Source organism: Pseudokineococcus sp. 1T1Z-3 (assembly GCF_037482365.1).
Lineage (GTDB): Bacteria > Actinomycetota > Actinomycetes > Actinomycetales > Quadrisphaeraceae > Pseudokineococcus.
The window spans coordinates 146,186-165,954 of sequence record NZ_JBBHZF010000012.1; the positions used below are offsets into that span (position 1 = coordinate 146,186).

The 19,769-nt window shown below is 76.6% G+C and carries 19 protein-coding genes, 2 pseudogenes and 1 riboswitch; of the genes and pseudogenes, 16 read left to right on the forward strand and 5 right to left on the reverse strand.

Features of this window, described 5'->3' with window-relative positions; translation table 11 throughout:
• Positions 1-122: 122 nt before the first annotated feature.
• From WDV86_RS04070 to mnhG, 6 genes are all read left to right on the forward strand, one after another.
• Positions 123-3,248, forward strand: coding sequence for a Na+/H+ antiporter subunit A (locus WDV86_RS04070; protein WP_339566321.1), 3,126 nt, complete (start codon positions 123-125; stop codon positions 3,246-3,248).
• Positions 3,245-3,799, forward strand: a complete 555-nt coding sequence (locus WDV86_RS04075; protein ID WP_339566322.1) for a Na(+)/H(+) antiporter subunit C — start codon at positions 3,245-3,247, stop codon at positions 3,797-3,799. The genes WDV86_RS04070 and WDV86_RS04075 overlap by 4 nt, the downstream gene beginning before the upstream one ends.
• 110 nt (positions 3,800-3,909) lie before the next feature.
• Positions 3,910-5,688: a Na+/H+ antiporter subunit D gene (locus tag WDV86_RS04080; protein ID WP_445262935.1), complete on the forward strand. Its 1,779-nt coding sequence runs from the start codon at positions 3,910-3,912 to the stop codon at positions 5,686-5,688.
• A complete protein-coding gene (locus WDV86_RS04085) occupies positions 5,685-6,326 on the forward strand; it encodes a Na+/H+ antiporter subunit E (RefSeq protein ID WP_339566324.1) in 642 nt (213 codons plus the stop codon). Before WDV86_RS04080 ends, WDV86_RS04085 begins: the two co-directional genes overlap by 4 nt.
• The gene (locus tag WDV86_RS04090; RefSeq protein ID WP_339566325.1) at positions 6,323-6,610 is read left to right on the forward strand and encodes a monovalent cation/H+ antiporter complex subunit F; all 288 of its coding nucleotides are present in this window, start codon (positions 6,323-6,325) and stop codon (positions 6,608-6,610) included. The genes WDV86_RS04085 and WDV86_RS04090 overlap by 4 nt, the downstream gene beginning before the upstream one ends.
• Complete coding sequence (mnhG, locus tag WDV86_RS04095; protein WP_339566326.1) at positions 6,607-7,044, forward strand: monovalent cation/H(+) antiporter subunit G; 438 nt, start codon at positions 6,607-6,609, stop codon at positions 7,042-7,044. Before WDV86_RS04090 ends, mnhG begins: the two co-directional genes overlap by 4 nt.
• Here the strand turns inward: mnhG and WDV86_RS04100 are convergent.
• Together WDV86_RS04100 and WDV86_RS04105 are read right to left on the reverse strand one after the other, a co-directional pair.
• Positions 7,037-7,183 (reverse strand): hypothetical protein, encoded by a 147-nt coding sequence (locus tag WDV86_RS04100; RefSeq protein WP_339566327.1) that lies wholly within the window; start codon positions 7,181-7,183, stop codon positions 7,037-7,039. The genes mnhG and WDV86_RS04100 overlap by 8 nt on opposite strands.
• A 4-nt stretch (positions 7,184-7,187) precedes the next feature.
• Positions 7,188-7,460: a DUF4235 domain-containing protein gene (locus WDV86_RS04105; RefSeq protein ID WP_339566328.1), complete on the reverse strand. Its 273-nt coding sequence runs from the start codon at positions 7,458-7,460 to the stop codon at positions 7,188-7,190.
• Positions 7,461-7,748: 288 nt separating this feature from the next.
• On the opposite strand from WDV86_RS04105, the gene WDV86_RS04110 reads away from it, so the two are divergent.
• From WDV86_RS04110 to WDV86_RS04135, 6 genes are all read left to right on the forward strand, one after another.
• On the forward strand, positions 7,749-7,919 hold the full coding sequence (locus tag WDV86_RS04110; RefSeq protein WP_339566329.1) for a DUF1059 domain-containing protein: 171 nt from the start codon (positions 7,749-7,751) through the stop codon (positions 7,917-7,919).
• Positions 7,916-9,022 (forward strand): EAL domain-containing protein, encoded by a 1,107-nt coding sequence (locus WDV86_RS04115; protein ID WP_339566330.1) that lies wholly within the window; start codon positions 7,916-7,918, stop codon positions 9,020-9,022. Before WDV86_RS04110 ends, WDV86_RS04115 begins: the two co-directional genes overlap by 4 nt.
• Before the next feature lie 36 nt (positions 9,023-9,058).
• Positions 9,059-9,146, forward strand: a riboswitch (TPP riboswitch).
• A gap of 97 nt (positions 9,147-9,243) precedes the next feature.
• Positions 9,244-9,858 (forward strand): ECF transporter S component, encoded by a 615-nt coding sequence (locus tag WDV86_RS04120; protein WP_339566331.1) that lies wholly within the window; start codon positions 9,244-9,246, stop codon positions 9,856-9,858.
• 92 nt (positions 9,859-9,950) lie between these two features.
• Positions 9,951-11,405 (forward strand): ABC transporter ATP-binding protein, encoded by a 1,455-nt coding sequence (locus WDV86_RS04125; protein ID WP_445262927.1) that lies wholly within the window; start codon positions 9,951-9,953, stop codon positions 11,403-11,405.
• A gap of 41 nt (positions 11,406-11,446) precedes the next feature.
• A complete protein-coding gene (locus WDV86_RS04130; RefSeq protein WP_445262936.1) occupies positions 11,447-12,244 on the forward strand; it encodes an energy-coupling factor transporter transmembrane component T family protein in 798 nt (265 codons plus the stop codon).
• A gap of 254 nt (positions 12,245-12,498) precedes the next feature.
• Positions 12,499-13,368, forward strand: a complete 870-nt coding sequence (locus WDV86_RS04135) for a GNAT family N-acetyltransferase (protein ID WP_339566333.1) — start codon at positions 12,499-12,501, stop codon at positions 13,366-13,368.
• 31 nt (positions 13,369-13,399) lie between these two features.
• Here the strand turns inward: WDV86_RS04135 and WDV86_RS04140 are convergent, their stop codons facing one another.
• Positions 13,400-14,479 (reverse strand): endonuclease/exonuclease/phosphatase family protein, encoded by a 1,080-nt coding sequence (locus WDV86_RS04140; protein WP_339566334.1) that lies wholly within the window; start codon positions 14,477-14,479, stop codon positions 13,400-13,402.
• A gap of 165 nt (positions 14,480-14,644) precedes the next feature.
• Complete coding sequence (fdhA, locus tag WDV86_RS04145; protein ID WP_339566335.1) at positions 14,645-15,865, reverse strand: formaldehyde dehydrogenase, glutathione-independent; 1,221 nt, start codon at positions 15,863-15,865, stop codon at positions 14,645-14,647.
• A 369-nt stretch (positions 15,866-16,234) separates the two neighbouring features.
• Between fdhA and WDV86_RS04150 the strand changes: the two genes are divergently transcribed.
• The gene (locus tag WDV86_RS04150) at positions 16,235-16,894 is read left to right on the forward strand and encodes a hypothetical protein (RefSeq protein WP_339566336.1); all 660 of its coding nucleotides are present in this window, start codon (positions 16,235-16,237) and stop codon (positions 16,892-16,894) included.
• Positions 16,895-17,111: 217 nt separating this feature from the next.
• On the forward strand, positions 17,112-17,318 hold the full coding sequence (locus WDV86_RS04155) for a cold-shock protein (RefSeq protein ID WP_339566337.1): 207 nt from the start codon (positions 17,112-17,114) through the stop codon (positions 17,316-17,318).
• A gap of 408 nt (positions 17,319-17,726) precedes the next feature.
• On the opposite strand, the pseudogene WDV86_RS16200 reads toward WDV86_RS04155, so the two are convergent.
• A pseudogene (locus tag WDV86_RS16200) lies at positions 17,727-18,197 on the reverse strand (nitroreductase/quinone reductase family protein); the annotation flags it as partial.
• On the opposite strand from WDV86_RS16200, the pseudogene WDV86_RS16205 reads away from it, so the two are divergent.
• Positions 18,099-18,485: pseudogene (locus WDV86_RS16205) on the forward strand (alpha/beta fold hydrolase); the annotation flags it as partial. The pseudogenes WDV86_RS16200 and WDV86_RS16205 sit on opposite strands and share 99 nt — an antisense overlap.
• A gap of 366 nt (positions 18,486-18,851) precedes the next feature.
• A complete protein-coding gene (locus tag WDV86_RS16210) occupies positions 18,852-19,724 on the forward strand; it encodes an HpcH/HpaI aldolase/citrate lyase family protein (RefSeq protein ID WP_445262937.1) in 873 nt (290 codons plus the stop codon).
• Positions 19,725-19,769 lie beyond the last annotated feature (45 nt).

A 19,769-nucleotide genomic window follows, 5' to 3' on the forward strand; every position in this document is an offset into this window, starting at 1 on the left:
GCAGCGTCTGCCAGACGGCGCCCCGAGGTCCCGGCCGGCGGGCGGACCCCCGCCCGCAGCACCGCTAGGGCGCGCGGCCCGAGGCCGCGCTCCCCACCGACCGCGAGAGGCCGGGTGCCCGGATGACGCTCCTGCTCGGCGCCCACCTCCTCGCGGCCCTCCTCGCCCCGACCCTCGTCCGCCTGCTCGGACGCCGCGCCTTCCCCCTGCTGGCCCTCGTGCCCGCGGCCTCGCTCGGCTGGCTCGCACTCCAGGCCGGCGTGGTGGTGGGCCCCGGCGGGGGCGGTGAGCTGCTGACGTCGCTGCCCTGGGTGCCGGTGCTGGACCTGGAGCTGGCCTTCCGCCTCGACGGCCTCTCCCTCGTCCTCGCGCTGCTCGTCACGGGCGTCGGCGCACTCGTCCTGCTCTACTGCGCCGCCTACTTCCCCGACGACGAGCCGGGTCTCGGCCGTTTCGCCGGCGTCCTCGTCGCCTTCGCGGGGGCGATGCTCGGGCTCGTCCTGGCCGACGACGTCCTCGTGCTCTACGTCATGTGGGAGCTGACGACCGTCTTCTCCTACCTGCTGGTCGGCCACCTCACCGAGCAGCGCAGCAGCCGCCTCGCGGCCATGCGCGCGCTCGTCGTGACGACGTTCGGCGGGCTGGCGATGCTCGTCGGGCTCGTCGTCCTCGCCGAGGCGGCGGGCACCTACCGGCTCTCCGGCCTCGTCGAGGCCTTCGCGACCACGGGCTCCTCGGGCGCAGCCGTGACGACGGGCCTCGTCCTCGTGCTCGTCGGCGCCCTGTCCAAGTCGGCCATCTGGCCCTTCTCCCTGTGGCTGCCGAGCGCCATGGCCGCACCGACGCCGGTCAGCGCCTTCCTGCACGCCGCCGCGATGGTCAAGGCCGGCGTCTACCTCGTCGCCCGCCTGGCGCCGGGCTTCGCCGACTCCCCGGCCTGGGCGCCGCTCGTGCTCGGGCTCGGCGGCGTGACGATGCTCGTCGGCGGCTGGCGGGCGCTGCGCCAGCACGACCTCAAGCTGCTGCTCGCGCACGGCACCGTGAGCCAGCTCGGCTTCATGACCGTCGTCGTCGGCCTCGGCGGGCCCGACGGCGCCCTGGCCGGCCTCGCGCTCGTGTGCGCCCACGCGCTGTTCAAGTCGACGCTCTTCCTCTCCGTCGGCGCCATCGACCACGCCACCGGGACCCGGGACCTGCGCCAGCTCTCCGGGCTGCCCCGGTCGATGCCGGTCGTCACGGCCGCGGCGCTGCTCGCGGCGCTCTCCATGGCCGGGGTGACGCCGATGGCCGGCTTCGCCGCCAAGGAGTCCGCCTTCGACGCGATGCTCGAGGGCGGGCAGGTGGCACCGCTCGTCGCCGTCGTCGCCGGGTCCTGCCTCACGGCCGGCTACACGATCCGCTTCTGCTGGGGCGCCTTCGCCGGCAAGGGGCTGGAGGCCACGCCCGTCCACACCCCCGGCGTCCTGCTCTCCGCCGTCCCGGCCGCGCTGGGGCTCGGCGGGCTGGTCGTCGGGCTCGCGCTCACCGGCCCGTGGCAGGCGCTGCTGGAGCCCTACGCGCGCTCCCTGGGCGCCGAGCCCGAGGTCTACCTGCGCCCCTGGTACGGGCTGACGCCGGCGTTCGGCCTCAGCGTGCTCACCCTCGTCGTCGGCGCCGTGCTCTTCGCCCTCCGCGAGCCGGTCGTCCGGCTGCAGCGGGCCGCCCCGACCCTCGTCAGCAGCGAGCGGGGGTACGGCCGTCTCGTCCGCGGCGTCGAGCGTCTCGCCGTGGAGACGACCGGCGCCACCCAGCGCGGTTCCCTGCCGGCCTACCTCGCGACCATCCTCGTCGCCTTCGTCGTCGGTCCCGGCCTGCTCGCGGTGCTCGCGGCGCCGTGGGACGTGCGAGTCCGCTGGTGGGACTCCCCGGGGCAGGCGGCGATCGCCGTCGTGCTGGCGCTCGCCGCGGTCGAGACGGCGCGCAGCCGGCGGCGGCTGCGCGCCGCGGTGCTCCTGGGCGTCACCGGCTACGGCACGGCGCTGCTGTTCGCCCTGCACGGCGCCCCCGACCTGGCCCTGACGCAGGTGCTCGTCGAGACCGTGAGCCTCGTCGTCTTCGTCCTCGTGCTGCGGCGGCTGCCGCCGTACTTCTCCGACCGGCCCCTGCGCCGCAGCCGCTACCTGCGCATCGCGCTCGGCGTGGGCGTGGCCGGCACGATGTCGGCGGCCGCGCTCGTCGCCGCCGCGGCCCGGACGGCGACGCCCGTGTCGGCGCCCTACCCGGGCCTGGCCTACGAGGAGGGCGGGGGCTCGAACGTCGTCAACGTCATCCTCGTCGACATCCGGGCCTGGGACACCGTCGGCGAGCTCTCGGTCATGCTGGTGGCCGCGACGGGCGTGGCCAGCCTCGTCTTCCTCGGCCGCCGCTTCGGCCACCTCGACCCGCACGAGGAGGAGGTCGACCCCGACGACCCCGAGGACGCCGTCGGCGCCGCGCTGCAGGACGCGCGGGCCGAGCGCCGCACCCTGTCCGCGAGCTCCTTCGCCGCCGGGCAGGAGGAGGCCGCGGCCGCCTCGGGCGACGCCGCCGCGGCGTCCCGGTCGACGACGGCAGGGCCCACGACGGCAGGGTCCGCGGCGGCACGGGCCACGGCGTCGGGGCGCCCCGTCGTCGACGTGCCCGCCGAGCGCCGCTCGGTCATCTTCGAGACCGTCACCCGGCTGACGTTCTCGACCGTCGTGCTGTTCTCGCTGTACCTGGTCTTCGCCGGCCACAACCAGCCCGGGGGCGGCTTCGCCGGCGGCCTCGTGGCCGGGCTCGCGCTCATGGTCCGGTATCTCTCGGGCGGTCGCCGCGAGCTGGACCGGGCGGCCCCCGTGCCCGCGGGCGTCCTACTGGGCTCGGGCCTCTTCCTGTCCGCCGGCGTGGGCCTCGCCGCAGCGCTGCTCGGCTACACGCCCCTGCAGAGCGCCGTCCTCGACATCCCGATCCCCGTCATCGGGACCATGCACCTCGTGACGGCGCTCTTCTTCGACCTGGGCGTCTACCTGCTCGTCATCGGGCTCACCCTCGACATCCTGCGCAGCCTCGGCGGCGGCATCGACGCCCAGATCGAGCGGGAGGCCGCGCAGGACCCGCGGGTCGACCCCGAGCTCTCCCTCTCCGGCGCCCGGCCGCAGGCCGCGACCTCGCCGCCCGCCGCCTCCCCGCCGGAGCCGGACACCTCCGGCGAGCCGGCAGGCGCGGCCCCGGCCGGAGGTGCCCGGTGAGCCCCGCGCTGGCGCTCGTCGGCGCGATGTTCGTCATGGTCGCGACGGGCGTCTACCTGCTGCTGGAGCGCAGCCTCACGCGCGTGCTCGTCGGCTTCATCCTCGTCAGCAACGGCGTCAACGTGCTCTTTCTCGTGGCCAGCGGCCGCGCGGGCGGCCCGGCGCTCGTCGGCGTGACGCCGCAGGCGCAGATGAGCGACCCGCTGCCGCAGGCGATGGTGCTCACGGCCCTCGTCATCACGCTCGGCATCACGGCCTTCCTGCTGGCCATGGCCTACCGCAGCTGGCAGCTGCACGGCCACGACGAGGTGCAGGACGACGTCGAGGACCGCCTCATCGTCGCCCGCGCCTCGCGGGACCAGACCTCCGGCAGCTACGACCCCGAGGACACCGACTCCCCGCTGGAGTACCGCTCCGAGGACGCCCGCGCCCACGCCGCCCAGGGCCCCGCCGACGGCGAGCCGGACGGCCGGCCGCGGGGGGCGCAGCCGCAGACCCGTGCCGACCGGCTCCGGGCCCGGCGCGAGCGGCAGACGGGGGGGTGGCGGTGAGCGTCGTGGCGCTGTCGCCGGCGGCGCTGGCCGCCGGCGTCCTGGCCCCAGGGGTCCTGGCCTTCGACGGCGACGTCGGCCCGGGTCTGCGCGCGACCCAGGGCACGGTGCTGGAGTGGCCGACCCTCGTGCCGCTGCCCGTCCTCGTGCCGCTGGCCGCGGCCGGCCTCGCGCTGGCCCTGGCCCGGCACCGCCGGGCGCAGGCCGTCGTCAGCGTCACGGCGCTGACGCTCGTGCTCGCCGCGGCGGTGGCGATGCTCGTGGCCGTCCAGGACGTCGGCACGCTCGTCGTCACGGTCGGCGGCTGGCCCTCGACGGCCGGGATCTCCCTGGTCGCCGACCAGCTCGCGACGCTCATGCTGAGCATCTCCAGCGCCGTCACCCTGGCGGTGCTCGTCTACTCGGTGGCCCAGGGGGCCGCGGACGGGGACGACGCCGCCCCGGTCGCGATCTTCCACCCCACCTACCTCGTGCTGTCCGCCGGCGTCTCCAACGCCTTCCTGTCCGGGGACCTGTTCAACCTCTACGTCGGCTTCGAGATGCTGCTGACGGCGAGCTTCGTCCTCATCACCCTCGGCGGCACGAGCGAGCGCATCCGCGCCGGCTCGACGTACGTCGTCGTGAGCATCGCCAGCTCGGTGGTCTTCCTCGTCGCCATCGGGCTCGTCTACGCCGCCACCGGCACGGCCAACATGGCCCAGCTGCCGGAGCGCCTGGACGCGCTGCCTGACGACGTGCGCCTGGCGCTGCAGCTGGCCCTGCTCGTCGCCTTCGGCATCAAGGCCGCCGTCTTCCCCCTCTCGGCGTGGCTGCCGGACTCCTACCCGACGGCGCCCGCGCCCGTCACCGCCGTCTTCGCGGGCCTGCTGACGAAGGTCGGCGTCTACGCCATCATCCGCACCCAGACGCTGCTGTTCCCCGGCGGCCGGCTCGACGACCTGCTCATGGTCGTGGCGCTCGCGACGATGCTCGTCGGCATCTTGGGCGCCGTGGCGCAGAGCGACATCAAGCGGCTGCTGTCCTTCACCCTCGTCAGCCACATCGGCTTCATGCTCCTGGGCGTCGCTCTGGCCACCCCGCTGGGGCTCGGCGCGGCGATCTTCTACGTCGTCCACCACATCACCGTGCAGACGACGCTGTTCCTCGTCACGGGCCTCGTCGAGCGACGCGGGGGGACCACGTCGATGGACCGCCTCGGCGGCATGGCCGCGCTCTCGCCGCTGCTGGGCGTGCTCTTCTTCGTGCCGGCGATGAACCTGGCCGGCATCCCTCCGCTGTCGGGCTTCCTCGGCAAGGTCGGGCTCGTGCAGGCGGGGGTCCAGGACGGCGGCTGGCTGCCGCTCGTGCTCGTCGGCGCGAGCGTCCTGACGAGCCTGCTCACGCTCTACGCCGTCGCGAAGGCGTGGAACCGGGCGTTCTGGAGCCGCCCGGCGACCGTCGGCCGGGAGGTCGACGCCCGCGCCCGCGAGGAGGAGGTGCCGGCCGAGTCCACGGCGGTGACGGCCGTCGGCGCGGTCAGCGTGCGCGCGGCCGCCGCCGAGCGGGCCCGGGGCACCGCGGGCCCGCGCGAGCGCAGCGCCGGGGAGGTGCAGGAGGAGGAGGACGGCATGGTCGCCGGCGCGATCACCGGCTCGCCCGTGGAGCCCGAGCACGTCTCCGTCGACGTGCGCCACCTGCCCGCCGGGATGGTCGCGCCGACCGCCGCGCTCGTCGCCCTCGGGGTGTCGCTGACCTTCCTGGCCGGGCCGCTGCTGGCCGTGGCCGACGGCGCGGCGGCCGAGCTGCTCGAGCGCCGCCCGTACGTCGTCAGCGTCCTCGGCGGGGAGGCCGCGCAGGCGGTGACCCCGGGGCCGGCGGGGGAGGCCGGGACGTCGGAGGCGCCGCCGTGAGCCGCGCGCACCACGCCGTCGTCCAGTGGCCGGTGCTGGTGTGGACGGCGCTGGTCTGGGTGCTCCTGTGGGGCGACCTCTCCGTCGCGAACGTCCTCGCGGGGGCCGGCCTCGGCCTGCTCGTCGTCCTCGTCTTCCCCCAGCCGGCGCTGCGCTTCCCGGGCGCCGTGCGTCCGCGCGCGGTGGCGCGGCTGGTGGGGACCTTCGTGGTCGACATCGTGGGTGCCTCGCTGCAGGTCGCCGGGCTCGTGCTCTCGCGCCGGACCCCGGTCAGCTCGGTCGTCGAGGTGCACCTGCGGACCGCGAGCCTCACCCACCTGACGGCGACCGCCGAGCTGGTGTCGCTGGTGCCCGGCAGCGTGGTCGTCGAGGTCCGCCCCGGCACGCACAGCCTGTTCGTGCACTGCATCGACACGCCCGACCTCGCCGCGGTCGAGCGCGAGCGGGGCGCCGTCCTCGCGGTCGAGGAGCGCGTGGTCCGGGCCTTCGGCGTCGAGGCCGAGATCGCCGACGTCGAGGCGGGTGACGCGAGCGGCCACGGCCGGCACCCGCGCCCGCCCGTGCGCCGACGGGTCGTCACGAGGGGACGGCGGGCCGGCCGGACCGCCCGCGGGGACGAGGAGAGGAGCAGCCTGTGACGGGTCTGGAGCTGGGCGGGGCAGGCGCCGTCCTGGCGCTGCTGGCGGGCGGGGCGCTGCTGCTCGCCTCGGTGTGCGTGCTCTTCCGCGCGATCGTGGGACCGACGGTGCTCGACCGCGTCGTCGCCCTCGACGCGCTCGTGATCGTCCTGGTGGCGGCGTTCGGCGTGCACGCCGTCGCCGCCCGCGACGCCTCGACGCTGCCCATCCTCGTCGTCCTGGCGCTCGTGGGCTTCGTCGGGTCGGTGTCCGTGGCGCGCTTCGCGGCCAAGGACTCCCGGTGAGCGCCGCCGAGGTGGCCGCGCGCGTCGCCGACGTCCTCGCGGTGGTCTGCCTCGGGCTCGGCGTGGCGCTGGCCCTGGTCGCCGCCCTGGGCGTGCTGCGGCTGCCCGACGTGCTCACGCGCCTGCACGCGGCGGCCAAGCCGCAGGCCCTCGGCATCGTGCTGGTCGCCGTCGGCGTCGCCCTCGCCCTGCGCACGCCCGTCGTGGTCGGGGTCGTCGTACTCGTCGTCGTCCTGCAGCTCGTCACGGCGCCGGTGGCGGCGCACATGATCGGCCGGGCGGCCTACCGCACCGGCAAGGTGCGCCAGGACCTCCTGCTCGTCGACGAGCTGAGCCAGCTCGAGGGGCGCACACCCCCGGAGGGCGGGCTGCCCGACGGGTGCACCGTGGCCGGGACGCCGGAGCCCGGCGCGCAGGGCTCCGACCTCAGGTGATGGCGTCGAGCACCGAGCGCAGGAGGGGCACGAGCGTCGGGGAGAGGGCGCCGACGAGCAGGAGCACGAGCAGCACCGCGACGACCTTCACGGCAGGTGCCGGTCCGCCGTCGGTGCCGCGCAGGGAGCGCAGGACCATGCGGTCAGGAGCCCTGGGCCGCGGCTGGCAGGTGGCCCGTGCTCTTGCGGTAGTAGTCGGCCGCGTTCTTGCGCCAGGCGAGGCGCGCCACGCCGATGGTGGCACCCGACACCAGGGCCCAGGTGATCGCCTCGGCCCACGACGTCTCGTCCGACTCGGGGTTGGTCGGGACGTCCCCCCGAGCCTTGCGCCAGGCGACGGCGAGGAGCTTGTTGGCGAGGACGCCGGCCGCGACGGCGCCGCCGGTCCCGAGCAGCTTGTAGAGCGTGTTCCCCATGGCCGCCAGCCTCCCGCCGCCTCGGGCGAGCGGCAAGCCCGGGTCGGGGCCACCGCCGGCGAGCCGGGCCGGAGCAGTGCCGGGCGGCGGGGCTCCGGCTCTCGACGTGGTGACTTCTCTCACGCAGGGTCCACCGGACGGACGGTGAGTGGTCAAATGGTCCACGAAGCGTCACGATCGTGCACACGGTGCGAGGTGCGCGTACGAGCTGGTCTGCTGTCCCTCGGCTCCCCGAGGGGCCCCGGTGTTCGTCGTCCACCGCGGGTGGGCGGCAGGAGAGGCGAGAGCGTGAAGGTCTTCCGCTGCGGCGACGTGGTGCCCGGGTGCTCGGTCGAGGTCGACGGCGCCACGGAGGCTGAGATCCTGGCCGTGGTCGAGCAGCACGCCCTGCGCGACCACGGCCTGCAGCTCGACGAGGCCGCCTCGGAGCAGGTGCGGGCGCAGGTGCGGGAGCGGTGACAGCCGCCGTCTCGCTGCCGGCGGAGGCCCTCCCGCACGAGGCGCCGACGCCGTGGCGAGGGGTTCCCGCGGCTGCCGCCGTGACCTCCGTGCTCGCCGACCCCGACCTCCTCGGCTGCGCCGTCCAGCCCCTCGTCGACCTGGAGAAGGCCGTCGTGGCCGGCTACGAGGTCCTCGCCCGCCCGCACGAGCGGCTGGCCACCGGCCCGCACGAGCTCTTCGCCGCGGCGACCGACCCGGACGCCCTGGGCGCCCTCCACGTGCTCGCCCTGCGCGGCGCCCGCCGGCTGCGACCCGACCTGCCCCCCGACACGTTCCTGTCCGTCAACGTGGACCCCAGGGCGCTGGCGGACCCGGAGGTCCTCGAGGAGCTGGAGAGCTGGGGGGACCTCGGCGGGGTCGTCGTCGAGGTGCTCGAGGGGGCATGGCCGGAGGACTCCAGGGCGGTCTTCGAGGGGCTCGCCGCCGTGCGGGACGCCGGCGGCACCGTCGCGCTCGACGACGTCGGCGCGGGGTGGTCGGGTCTCTCGCGGATGCTCGAGGTGCGCCCGTCGGTGGTCAAGGTCGACCGGGGGCTGGTGGCCCGCCTCGGCACCGACCCGGCCGCCGAGGCGACCGTGCGGGCGGTCGGCGAGCTCGCCGGCACCCTCGACGCGTGGGTGTGCCTGGAGGGGGTGGAGACCTCCGAGCAGCTGCGAGCGGCCCGCCGCCTCTGCGTCCCGCTGGTGCAGGGCTTCCTGCTCGGCCGCCCGGCCCCGGCGTGGCCGACGCCGGACCTGGGGGTGGTCCGCGAGCTCGCGTCCCCGCTGCGTCGCCGCGGGCTCGGCCCGCTCGTCGTGGACGCCGAGCCGGGCGGGCTGGAGCTCGACGGGCACGACCGGCCCGTCGCGGTGCGCGCCCTCCAGCCGGACAGCACCCCGTGGTGGCACCCGGTGACCACCCTGTCTCCCGACACCGACCCCCGGCGGGCCCTGGCCCGCGCCATGGCCCGCCCCGCCGCGGACCGCTTCGCCCCGCTCGTCGTCACGGCGGCCCACGGGCGCGCCCTCGGCGTCGTGCACGTCGAGGTGCTCGCGACGGCGGTCGCGACGGCGCAGCGCTAGGGCCAGGGCCGGCGGCGCGCTACAGTCCCGCGCGGACGACAGGGGAGCGCCGACCGGCGCTGAGAGTGCGGCGGACGCCGCAGACCCTCGAACCTGAACCGGTTAGCACCGGCGGAGGGAGTCGGGACTCGCCGCCGCCTGCCCACCCTCGACCACGCCTGGCGTGGGCCGGGGTGGTCGGGCGGCGGACCCCTCGTGCACCGCACGGGAGGAGCACCACCATGAGCACCACCGCACGCACCACCACGAGCGGCGCGCCCCGCACCAGCAGCTGGCGCGTGGTCGACATCGTCGTCTGCTCCGTCGTCGGCGTCGCCGCCGGCGTGGCCCTGTGGGCCTGGGGCGCCTCGTCGAGCACGCTCGGCGCGCCGTTGAGTCTCTTCCCGCCGCTGTCGGCGCTGCTCAACGGCGGCTACCTGCTGCCCGCGCTGCTCGGGGCGCTCATCATCCGCAAGCCGGGGGCGGCGCTGTTCGCCGAGGTCCTCGCCGCGCTCGTCTCGATGCTCATCGGGACGCAGTGGGGCGCCCCCGTCCTCCTCTGGGGGCTCGCGCAGGGCGTCGCGGCCGAGCTCGGCCTCGCGGCGCTGCGCTACCGCCGCTGGGGGCTCGGGGCGGCGGTGCTCGCCGGGGCCGTGGCCGGCGTCTCCCCGGGCCTCATGGACACGACCTTCTACTACCCCGGCTGGGAGGCCGGCTGGAAGGTGGTCTACCTCGTCCTGTCCGTCGTCTCCGGGGCCCTGCTCGCCGGGGCGCTGGGCCACGTCGTGGTCCGCGCGCTCGCGCGCACCGGTGCCCTCTCGGGCGTCGCCGCGGGCCGGTCCGGGACGAGGGTCTGAGCGCGCCGCCCGCGGCGGCCGTCCGGGCCCGCGGCTGGGGGTGGCGGCACGGCGGGCGCCGGGCGCACGTCGTCCGCGGCCTCGACCTCGACGTGGCGGCCGGTGAGCGGGTCCTGCTGCTCGGCGCCTCGGGCTCGGGCAAGTCGACGGTCCTGGCGGCGCTCGCGGGGCTGCTGACGGGCGCGGACGCCGACGGCGAGGAGGAGGGGGAGCTGCTCGTCGCGGGCCGGCCGGCGTCCGAACGGGCGGCCCGGGCCGGCCTCGTCCTGCAGGACCCGGAGAGCCAGGTGGTCCTCTCCCGCGTGGGCGACGACGTGGCCTTCGGGTGCGAGAACCTCGCCGTGCCACCGGAGGAGATCTGGCGCCGGGTCCGCGAGGCGCTCGACGTCGTGGGCCTCGACCTGCCGCTGCGACACCCCACCGCGGCGCTCTCGGGCGGGCAGAAGCAGCGGCTCGCCCTCGCGGGGGCCCTCGCGATGGCGCCGGGGATGCTGCTGCTCGACGAGCCGACGGCCAACCTCGACCCGGACGGGGTGCTGGAGGTGCGCGACGCCGTCACGGCCGCGGTCACGCGCACGGGGGCGACGCTCGTCGTCGTCGAGCACCGCGTGGCGGTGTGGGCGGACGTGGTGGACCGGGTCGTCGTGCTGGGCCGGCCCGCCGACGGGACCGCCGTGGTCGCCGACGGGCCGCCGGAGGTGGTGCTCGCGGCCTCCGGGGAGGCCCTGTCCGCGCGCGGGATCTGGGTGCCGCAGCGGTACCGCCGCGCACCGGCGGCGAGGCCGTGGCAGCCCCCCGCCGCGGGTACGCCGCTGCTGTCCGCGCGGGCGCTGGCGTGCGCGCGGCCCGGCGGTCCCGTCGCCGTGCGCTCGGCAGACCTCGACCTGCCCGCCGCCTCGACGACCGCCCTGACCGGCGCGAACGGCGCCGGGAAGACGACCCTCGCCCTGACCGTCGCCGGGCTGCTCGAGCCGGTCGGCGGTGGCGTGGTGGCCGCGCCGGCGCTGGCCGCAGGCCTCGGCCCCGCCCCGTGGCGGTGGCGCTCGCGCGAGCTGCTGCGCCGGGTCGGCACGGTGTTCCAGGACCCCGAGCACCAGCTGCTCACCTCCTCGGTCGCCGACGAGCTGGCCCACGGCCCGCGCCGGCTCGGCCTGCCCGAGCCTGCGGTACGTGCTCGCGTCGAGGAGCTGCTGGAGCGTCTCGGCCTGGCCGCGCTCGCACGCGCCCACCCCTACACGCTCTCCGGGGGCGAGAAGCGGCGCCTGTCCGTGGCGACGGCGCTCGCGACGGGTCCTCGCGTCGTCGTCCTGGACGAGCCGACCTTCGGCCAGGACGCCGTGACCTGGGCGGCGCTCGTCGACCTGCTGCGCGAGCTCGTCCAGGACGGCGCGGCCCTCCTCGCCGTGACGCACGACCGCGAGCTCGTCGCGGCCACCGGCGCGCGGACCCACCACCTGGCGCCGCCCGACCCCGCGGTGGCCCTCGCCCCGCGGCTCGACGCGCCGCCCCCGCGCCGCTCGCTGCGCCGGCTGGTGGGCAGCCGGTGAGCGGCGCGACCGGCACGTCCGACGCCGCGGAGGGCACGACGCTGGGTGGGCTGGTCGGGAGCGTGCGGGCGACACCGCTGACGCGGGCCAACCCGCTCGCGCTGCTGGCCGGGGCCCTCGTCATCGCCGTCGCCCTGCTCGCGACGGTCGACGTCGTCAGCGCGGCGACGGCGCTGCTCCTGGAGATCCCCCTGCTGCCGCTGGCCGGTCTGGGGCCCCGCGCCCTGGCGGTGCGGATGCTGCCGGTCCTCCTCGCGAGCGTCCCGGCGGGCCTGGTCACCACCGTCATCGGCCGGGACGCCGGCGCCGTGCTGCTCGACCTCGGGCCGCTGTCGGTGACGGAGGGCTCCCTCGACCTCGGCGTCGCCACGACCCTGCGGATCCTCGCCGTCGGCGTCCCCGGGGTGCTGCTGCTCGTGTCGGCCGACCCGACCGACCTCGGCGACGCGCTGGCCCAGCGGCTGCGGCTGCCGCCCCGCTTCGTGCTCGGGGGGCTCGCCGGGCTGCGCCTGGCCGGGCTGCTGGTGCTCGAGTGGCGCACGCTCTCCCTCGCCCGCCGCGCCCGCGGGCTGGGCGACGTCCGAGGGCCGCTCGCAGGCACGCGCGTGGCCGCCGGCCAGGCCTTCGCCCTCCTCGTGCTGGCGCTGCGGCGGGCCACCAGGCTGGCCGTGGCCATGGAGGCCCGGGGCTTCGGTGCGCCCGGGGCGCCGCGGACGTGGGCCCGGCGCAGCACCTTCGCCGCGCGCGACGTCGGCGTCGTCGCGGGCTGCGCGCTCGTCGCGGCGGCGGCCACCGGGGCGGCGGTGTGGGCGGGCACGTGGTCCCTCGTCGTCGGGTGACGCCGCTTCCCCCAGCGCGAGACCAAGGCCCGACGGTCGAGGCACGACGGTCGAGGGCGCGGCGGCGAGGGCGCGGCGGCGAGGGCGCGGCGGCGAGGGCGGGGCGGTCCGAGTGCGGGGCTCCGGGACGTCGGCCGACGGCCTCCTGGCGGCCGCCCCTCCGTCACATGATCGAAACACGCCGTCACCCGCGGGGAACACTGCTCGTGCACGGTGAATCGCGTCACACCGGCTGAGTCGCAGGAGGACCCTCCGTGAGCGCTATGACCGCAGTGCCCGCCCCTCGTCCCGCCGCCACCCCGCTCCCGGCCCTCGGGGCCGACCGCCGGGTCGCGCGGACCACCGCGATGGGCAACCACCCCGCCGGCGGCCGCAGCCGCCGCGCCCCCCGCCCGAGCCGCGCCCTGCCCCGTCGCTCCGCTCCCGCGCCCCTGCCCGTCCGCGAGGGCCTGGCCCTCGCCCGCCGTCCCTGGCAGCTCGTGCCGACCGGTCCCGGCCTGTCGCCGAAGGCCCTCGGCGAGGACGCACCCGTCGACGTCCTGGCCGGCCTCAGCTCCCGCGCCGCCCGCACCGGCCAGGAGTCGTCCCCGGCGCTGCGCGTGCGCGGTGCCGTCCCCGCCGACCTCCCGGCCCTCGCGGCGATGCACGGGCGGTGCACCGGCACGACCCTGCTGCAGCGTTACCGCGCCGGCGGCCGGGTGCCCTCGGTGGCCACGCTCACCCAGCTGCTGCGCCAGCCCCTCGTCCTCGTCGTCCTCGCCGGCCCGCGCCAGGTGGTCGCCGTCGCGACGGCGCACGTAAGCAGCCGGCCCAGCGTCGACTTCACGACCGAGATGGGCGTCCTGGTCGAGGACGCCTGGCAGGCCCGCGGCGTCGGGACGGCCCTGGCCCGCCACGTCGGTGCCTCGCTGCGGCACCTCGGCTACGGCCAGGTGGTGACGACCGCGGCGACCGCCTCGCTGCCGCTCACCCGGGTCATGGAGGGCCTCGGCAGCACCCGGCACGGCGTCGCCGAGGACGGCGGGGCCCGCATCGCCTCCCGCCTCGACGCCAGCGCCCTCGACGGGCTCGCGGGCGGCGCGCTGACCGCGACCACGGCGGACGCCGCGGCCGCGGTGCTCTGAGGGTCAGCCTCTCCAGGTCCGCCTCTGCGGGTCAGCCGGGGCCCGGCCGCAGCACCGCGGTCAGCGCGCGGTGGTCGCTGGCGCCCACCTCGTCGAGCGCCGTGCCGACGCCCCTCCAGGCGGCCGGGTCGAGCATGACGTGGTCGATGGGGGCCCCGAGCAGCGCGGGCAGCCCCACCGGCCACGTCCCGGACGTGCCGCCCTCGCCGCTCGCGTCGACGCAGCGCGCCTGACGCAGGACGGCGTGGTCGGGCGTCGCGTTGAGGTCGCCCGCCAGGACGCCGCCCTCGAGCCGGTCGCACGTCGCGAGCGCAGCGGTCGTCTCCTCGCGCCACCTCGTCATGCTGAAGAGCACCGGGACCGCCGGCAGGGTGTGGACGGCGGCCAGCGGCGGGCCGTCCCCGCTGCTCGGGCGGACCACGACGGCACCGCCGAGCAGGGCCGGTGGACCCGGCTCGGCCTCGGCGACGTAGTCCCCGAGCGACTGCGCCACGAGCAGCTGGGTCTCGGTCGCGACGAAGGGCAGCAGCAGGCCGGTCAGCCGCCACTCCAGCGGCGGTCGCTCGACCTCCGGCGAGGAGAACACCTGCATCGGCTGGCCGAGGTCCGCCAGCCCGGCGGCGACGTCCCGGGCCAGCTGCGCGTCGGCCTCGGTGAGGGCCAGGACGTCGCTGCCGCGCCGCGCCGCGAGGTCGACGACGTCCGCGGCGGTCGTCCCCTCGGGACCGACGTTGAAGGCCGTGACGACGAGGTCGCCGTCGCGCCGGTCGGGCAGCGCTCCGCCGACGCCCGCTCCCGCCGCACCCGGCGGTGGGTCACGCACGAGGAGCAGCGCGGCGTGCCCGACGGCCGTGACGGCGAGCGCGGCGACCAGGGCGAGCAGGGGGAGCGGCCAGCGCCGCAGCTGGTCCCTGCGGCGCCAGCGCACCGCGACCGCCACGAGCAGCAGCAGCAGGCCGAGCGCCAGGGCCGCCGCCGCGCTCCCCGAGCGCAGCGTCACGAGCTGGGCCCACGGCGTCGTCATCGACAGGCCGACGCGGGCGGGGGCGAGCGAGACGAGCGCACCGATGCCGACGACGAGGGCCGCCGCCCAGGCGATCGCGAGACCCACCCGGTCGGCCCGGGCTCGCCGGGGCGGGCGTGGTCGTGACGGGGGCACCGGCCGAGCCTGCCCCACCGGCGGTCCGGGCGCGCGAAGGGCCCGCCCGCCGACGTGGTCGGCAGGGCGGGCCCTCCTCCGGGGGTGCTCCGCTGCGCCCGGATGCTCCCGCGGGTCTCAGGCGGCGGGCACCATGCCGTGCGGGTCGAGCACGAACTTCTGCGCGACGCCGCTGTCGAACTGGGCGTAGCCGTCCGGCGCCTCGTCGAGACCGATGACGGTGGCGTTGACGGCCTTCGCGATGGCCACCTTGTCCTGCAGGATCGCCTTCATGAGCTGGCGGTTGTAGCGCATGACGGGGCACTGGCCCGTGGTGAAGGACAGCGACTTCGCCCAGCCCGTGCCGAGGCTCAGGGACAGGGCGCCGACCTTGGCCGCCTCGTCGACGCCGCCCGGGTCGCCCGTCACGTAGAGGCCCGGGATGCCGAGGGCGCCGCCGGCCGCGGTGATCTCCATGAGGGAGTTCAGGACGGTGGCAGGGGCCTCCTTGCCGGACCCGTCGCCGTGGCCGCGGGCCTCGAACCCCACGGCGTCGACGCCGCAGTCGACCTCGGGGACGCCGAGGAGCTGCTCGATCTGGTCCTTCGGGTCGCCCTTGCTCACGTCGACGGTCTCGCACCCGAAGCTGGCCGCCTGGGCGAGGCGACGCTCGTCGAGGTCGCCGACGAGGACGGCGGAGGCGCCGAGGAGCTGGGCGCCCACCGCGGCGGCGAGGCCCACGGGGCCGGCGCCGGCGATGTAGACCGTCGAGCCGGGCTTCACGCCGGCGGTGTAGGCGCCGTGGAAGCCCGTCGGGAAGATGTCCGAGAGCATCGTGAGGTCGCGGATCTTCTCCAGCGCCTGGTCCCGGTCGGGGAAGGGCAGCAGGTTCCAGTCGGCGTAGGGAACGGCGACGTACTCGGCCTGGCCGCCGACCCACCCGCCCATGTCGACGTAGCCGTAGGCCGAGCCGGGCCGGTCGGGGTTGACGTTGAGGCAGATGCCCGTCTTCCCCTCCTTGCAGTTCGAGCACCGCCCGCAGGCGATGTTGAAGGGGACCGAGCAGATGTCGCCGGTCTTGATGAACTCCACGCCCGGGCCGGTCTCGACGACCTCGCCGGTGATCTCGTGGCCGAGGACCAGGCCCTCGGGGGCCGTCGTGCGGCCGCGGACCATGTGCTGGTCGCTGCCGCAGATGTTGCTCGTGACGACCTTGAGGATGGCCGCGTGGGGGAGCTGGCGACCCACGTTGGCCGGGTTCACCCCCGGGCCGTCCTTGAGCTCGAAGGTCGGGTAGTCGATGTCGACGACGTCGACCTTGCCCGGGCCCTGGTACGTGACCGCGCGGTTGCCTGCCATGGGTACCTCCTGGTGGTGACCGGCCGCGTCGTCACGGCCGCACCGGCAGCGTCCCAGCCGCACGGCCAGATCGCCAGGTCGTGAGACGTGCCGTCCCACCTGGTCGGCCAGCCTCGCTGCCTGGTCGGGCGGGGTGCGCGGGGGCGTCTGCGGCGACCAGGGGGCGGGCGGCCGTCACCACCGGTCGAGCCCGCCGACCCGGTCGAGCCCGCCGGCCGCGACGAGGAGACTGGACCGGTGCTCCTCTTCTTCAGCGACCGCCTCGGGTGCCTCGGGTCGGTGCTCGTGTCCCTGGTGATCACCGGTGTGGTCGTGCTCGTCCTCGTGGCGCTGCTGTGACGGCGCTGCCGGTGCGGCCGAGGAGGCCCCGTGCCACGCGGGCCGGCTGAGGGCGACCTCCCCGACCTCCTGGAGGCCGGCCGGGAGGACGAGGTGCTCCGCAACGACGTGGCGACGACGGCCGTCGTGCTCGGCGTCCTGTCCCTCGTCCTGTCGGTGCTGGCCGGCGTGCCCGCGCTCGTCGCGGGCGTGGCCGGGCTCGTGCGCTCGCGGCGTGCCGGGACGGGCGCGGTGCGCTCAGCCGTGGCGGTCCTCCTGGGAGTCGCGTCGGTCGTCGTGGCCCTGCTCGTCGTGCGGGCGGTCGCCCCCTACTGGCAGACGGCGCAGGAGGTGGGCCGCGTCCCCGTGGACGACCTGCTCGTCTCCGGCAGCCCGGTGGCTCGTGCCGGGGCGCAGGAGGCCGTCGACGTGCTCGCCGAGGTGGGCGTCGACGCGGGCGAGCTGGACTGCGCCGCCCCGGTCCTCGGCCTGGAGGTCGTCGTCGGCTGCACGGCGCCCGTCGAGGCCCTCGCGGCCGCCGGGACGGCGGGGGACGCCGCCCGGCCCGGCTCGCCGGTCGAGGTGCGGGGCACCTGCCCCGTGGCCGTGCTCGCCGGCGAGGCGGTCTGCGAGCTGCGCGTGGGCGAGCAGCGCCACGACGTCGTGGTCGCGCTGCGCGACGGCGTCCCGGAGGCCCGTCTGCTGCCCTGACGAGGCGGTTCGAGACCAGGTCGAGACACCCCGGGGAACACAACCGGCGCCAGAAGTGCTAGACAGTGCAGGTCGTCCGGTTTCGTGTGTCGTGTCAACCACGCTCGCGGTAACACAGCGGCGTGAGCACCAGACCTCGACAGGAGGGGGATGGGCCCGCCGTTCGGGTCGGCCGGGCCCGCACGGTGCGGGACCGACACCCCTTGAGGAGTGGGACATGGCACAGCAGGGAACCGTGAAGTGGTTCAACCCGGAGAAGGGCTTCGGCTTCATCTCCCCCAGCGACGGCGGCGCCGACGTCTTCGTCCACCACAGCGAGATCGACATGCAGGGCTACCGCACCCTCGACGAGGGCCAGACGGTGGAGTTCGAGGTCGGCCAGGGCCAGAAGGGCCCCCAGGCCCAGGGCGTCCGCCCCGCCTGACGTCGCGCCGCTCTTCGGAGCGATGACGCGACCTGCTCGCGTCGCCAGCACCACCGGAGCCCGCTTCCCCCTCGGGGGAGGCGGGCTTCGTCGTCCCGTTTCGCCCGGACCGCGCTCGTGCCGGAGCGTGGTGTCGCCGTCCCGCGGAGTCCGCGGGATGCGGACTTCAAGGGGTGGCCCTTTAGGTGGTGGCCCGCGAAGTCCGCCGAGCGCGGACCTTGTGGGCCGGCGCGCCGATCTCCCGGGACGACCGCGGACATCTGGGGCCGGCGCGCCGCCTGCTGACCCGTGAGGTCCGCGCTGGCACCGGGCGCGGCCGCGGCCGTCGTCGACGGTGGACCTCGCCTCTGAGCTGTCGGCGTCCGCCGACCGCGGGCGAGCGCGGTGTCGGCCTTCCTGCAGCGCCTCCCACACCTCGGCGCGCTCGTCGCCGTGCAGCTCGCGCGCGGTGACGGCGACCTCGGCACCGCCGGGCCCGGCGCCGACCTCGACGCGTGTCTGCGGGTGGGCCACGAGGTCGCGTTTCCAGTCCGGGTGCGTCGTCGCGCCGGCCTTGAGGCGAAGACGGCGAGGTCGTCGCCGACCTGCTGGACGACCAGCGGGATGGTCCGCTCGGTGCCCGACCGGCGGCCCCGGTGGCGGACGAGGGCCATCGTCCTCCCGCGCGCCTCCTGGCTCGTGGGCGGCCTCACACCCGCGGGAGGACGCCCGCGGCCGCGCCCAGGCCGCTCCTCGGCCAAGATGCCTCCCGTGGTGAGCCAAGACGTCCCGACGCCGACCATGGTCACGGCCTCCGACGGGCTGGAGATCGCCAGCTACATCTGGGAGCCCGAGGACGTCGAGGACCCGGCGGCCGCGCCCGTCGTCGTCGCCGTCCACGGCTTCGCCTCCAGCGCGACGGCCAACTACGCCCAGACCGGCTGGACCCGGGACCTGCCCCGGGCGGGCCTGCGCGTCATCGCCGTCGACCTGCGCGGGCACGGCGCCAGCAGCACGCCGCACGAGCCCGAGCGCTACAGCCTGGCCCAGCTCGTCGACGACGTCGTCGCCGTCCTCGACGCCCACCAGGTCGCGGACGCCCACTACGTGGGCTACTCCCTCGGGGCCCGCGTCGGGTGGCAGGCCGCCGTGCAGGCGCCGGAGCGGATCCTGTCCGCCGTGCTCGGTGGCATCCCCGACGGCGAGCCGCTGCAGCGCTTCGACCTCGACCAGGCCCGCGCGCACGTCGAGGACGGCGCCGAGGTCACCGACCGGATGACCGGCGCCTACCTCACCATGGCCGAGTCGGTGTCGGGCAACGACATCCGGGCGCTCATCGCGCTCGTCGAGGGGATGCGGGGCAGCGGCGACCCCGACCCGGACGACCCGCCGCGCCAGCCGCTGCTCGTCGCGACGGGCAGCGAGGACCGCATCCTCGACCGCTCCCGGCGGCTCGCCTCGTTCGCGCCGGAGGCCTCCTTCTTCGAGATCCCGGGCCGCCACCACTTCAACGCCCCGACCTCGCGCCACTTCCGCACCGCCGCGGTCGACTTCATCACCGACCTGCCGGCGCACGCCCCGCCGGCCCGCCGGATCCCGCCGGAGCTGGCGCGCTCCTGGCTCCTCGTCCCCGCGCTCGGGGACCTCGGGCCGGCGGCCCGCTCGGGCTGCGACGCCCTCGTGCTCGACCTGGAGGACGCCGTCGACGGCACCCGCAAGGACGAGGCGCGCCGGGCGGCGGTCGACTTCCTCTCCGGCGACGGCAGCGCCGCAGGGGGGGCCGGCGGACGGGCGTGGGTCCGGGTCAACGGCCGCGGCACCGAGCACTGGTCGCGCGACGTCGACGCGCTGCGAGGTCTGCCGGGCCTGGTGGGCGTGGTGCTGTCCAAGACCGAGTCGGGCACCCAGGTCACCGAGACCGCCGACCGGCTCGGGGGGCAGACGCCCGTCGTCGCGCTCGTGGAGTCGGCGCTGGGCGTCGAGGAGGCCGTCTCCGTCGCCACCGCCCGCGGGTGCGTGCGCCTGGCCTTCGGCAGCCAGGACTACCGCCTCGACACCTCCACGGCCGACACCGAGATCGCCATGGGGTACCCGCGCTCCCGGCTCGTGCTCGCCAGCCGCATCGGCGGGCTGCCGGCGCCGGTCGACGGCCCGACGACCGGGGGCGGTCGGCCCGAGCTGCGCGAGGCCTGCGAGAAGGCCCTGCAGCTGGGCCTGTCGGGCAAGATCTGCCTCGAGCCGGACGAGGTCGGCGTGGTCGACGAGGCCCTGTCCCCGACCCGGACCGACGTCGCCTGGGCGCGGGAGTTCCTCGCCGACTTCGAGGACCGCGCCCGCGTCGTCCGGGACAGCAGCGACCTGCCCCGGCTGGGCCGTGCGGAGCGGCTGGACCGGCTGGCCCGCGCGTACGGCGTCGAGCCGGGCTGACGCCCGGCTCGGTGGGTGGCGGGGCCGGGCTGCCAGGCTGGCGGC

Excerpts from the sequence above, each read along its gene's own strand:
- WDV86_RS04100 (WP_339566327.1), bottom strand. The coding sequence starts at position 7,183 with ATGGTCCTGCGCTCCCTGCGCGGCACCGACGGCGGACCGGCACCTGCC.
- WDV86_RS04120 (WP_339566331.1), top strand. The coding sequence starts at position 9,244 with ATGAGCACCACCGCACGCACCACCACGAGCGGCGCGCCCCGCACCAGC.
- WDV86_RS04105 (WP_339566328.1), bottom strand. The coding sequence starts at position 7,460 with ATGGGGAACACGCTCTACAAGCTGCTCGGGACCGGCGGCGCCGTCGCG.
- fdhA (WP_339566335.1), bottom strand. The coding sequence starts at position 15,865 with ATGGCAGGCAACCGCGCGGTCACGTACCAGGGCCCGGGCAAGGTCGAC.
- WDV86_RS04155 (WP_339566337.1), top strand. The coding sequence starts at position 17,112 with ATGGCACAGCAGGGAACCGTGAAGTGGTTCAACCCGGAGAAGGGCTTC.
- WDV86_RS04070 (WP_339566321.1), top strand. The coding sequence starts at position 123 with ATGACGCTCCTGCTCGGCGCCCACCTCCTCGCGGCCCTCCTCGCCCCG.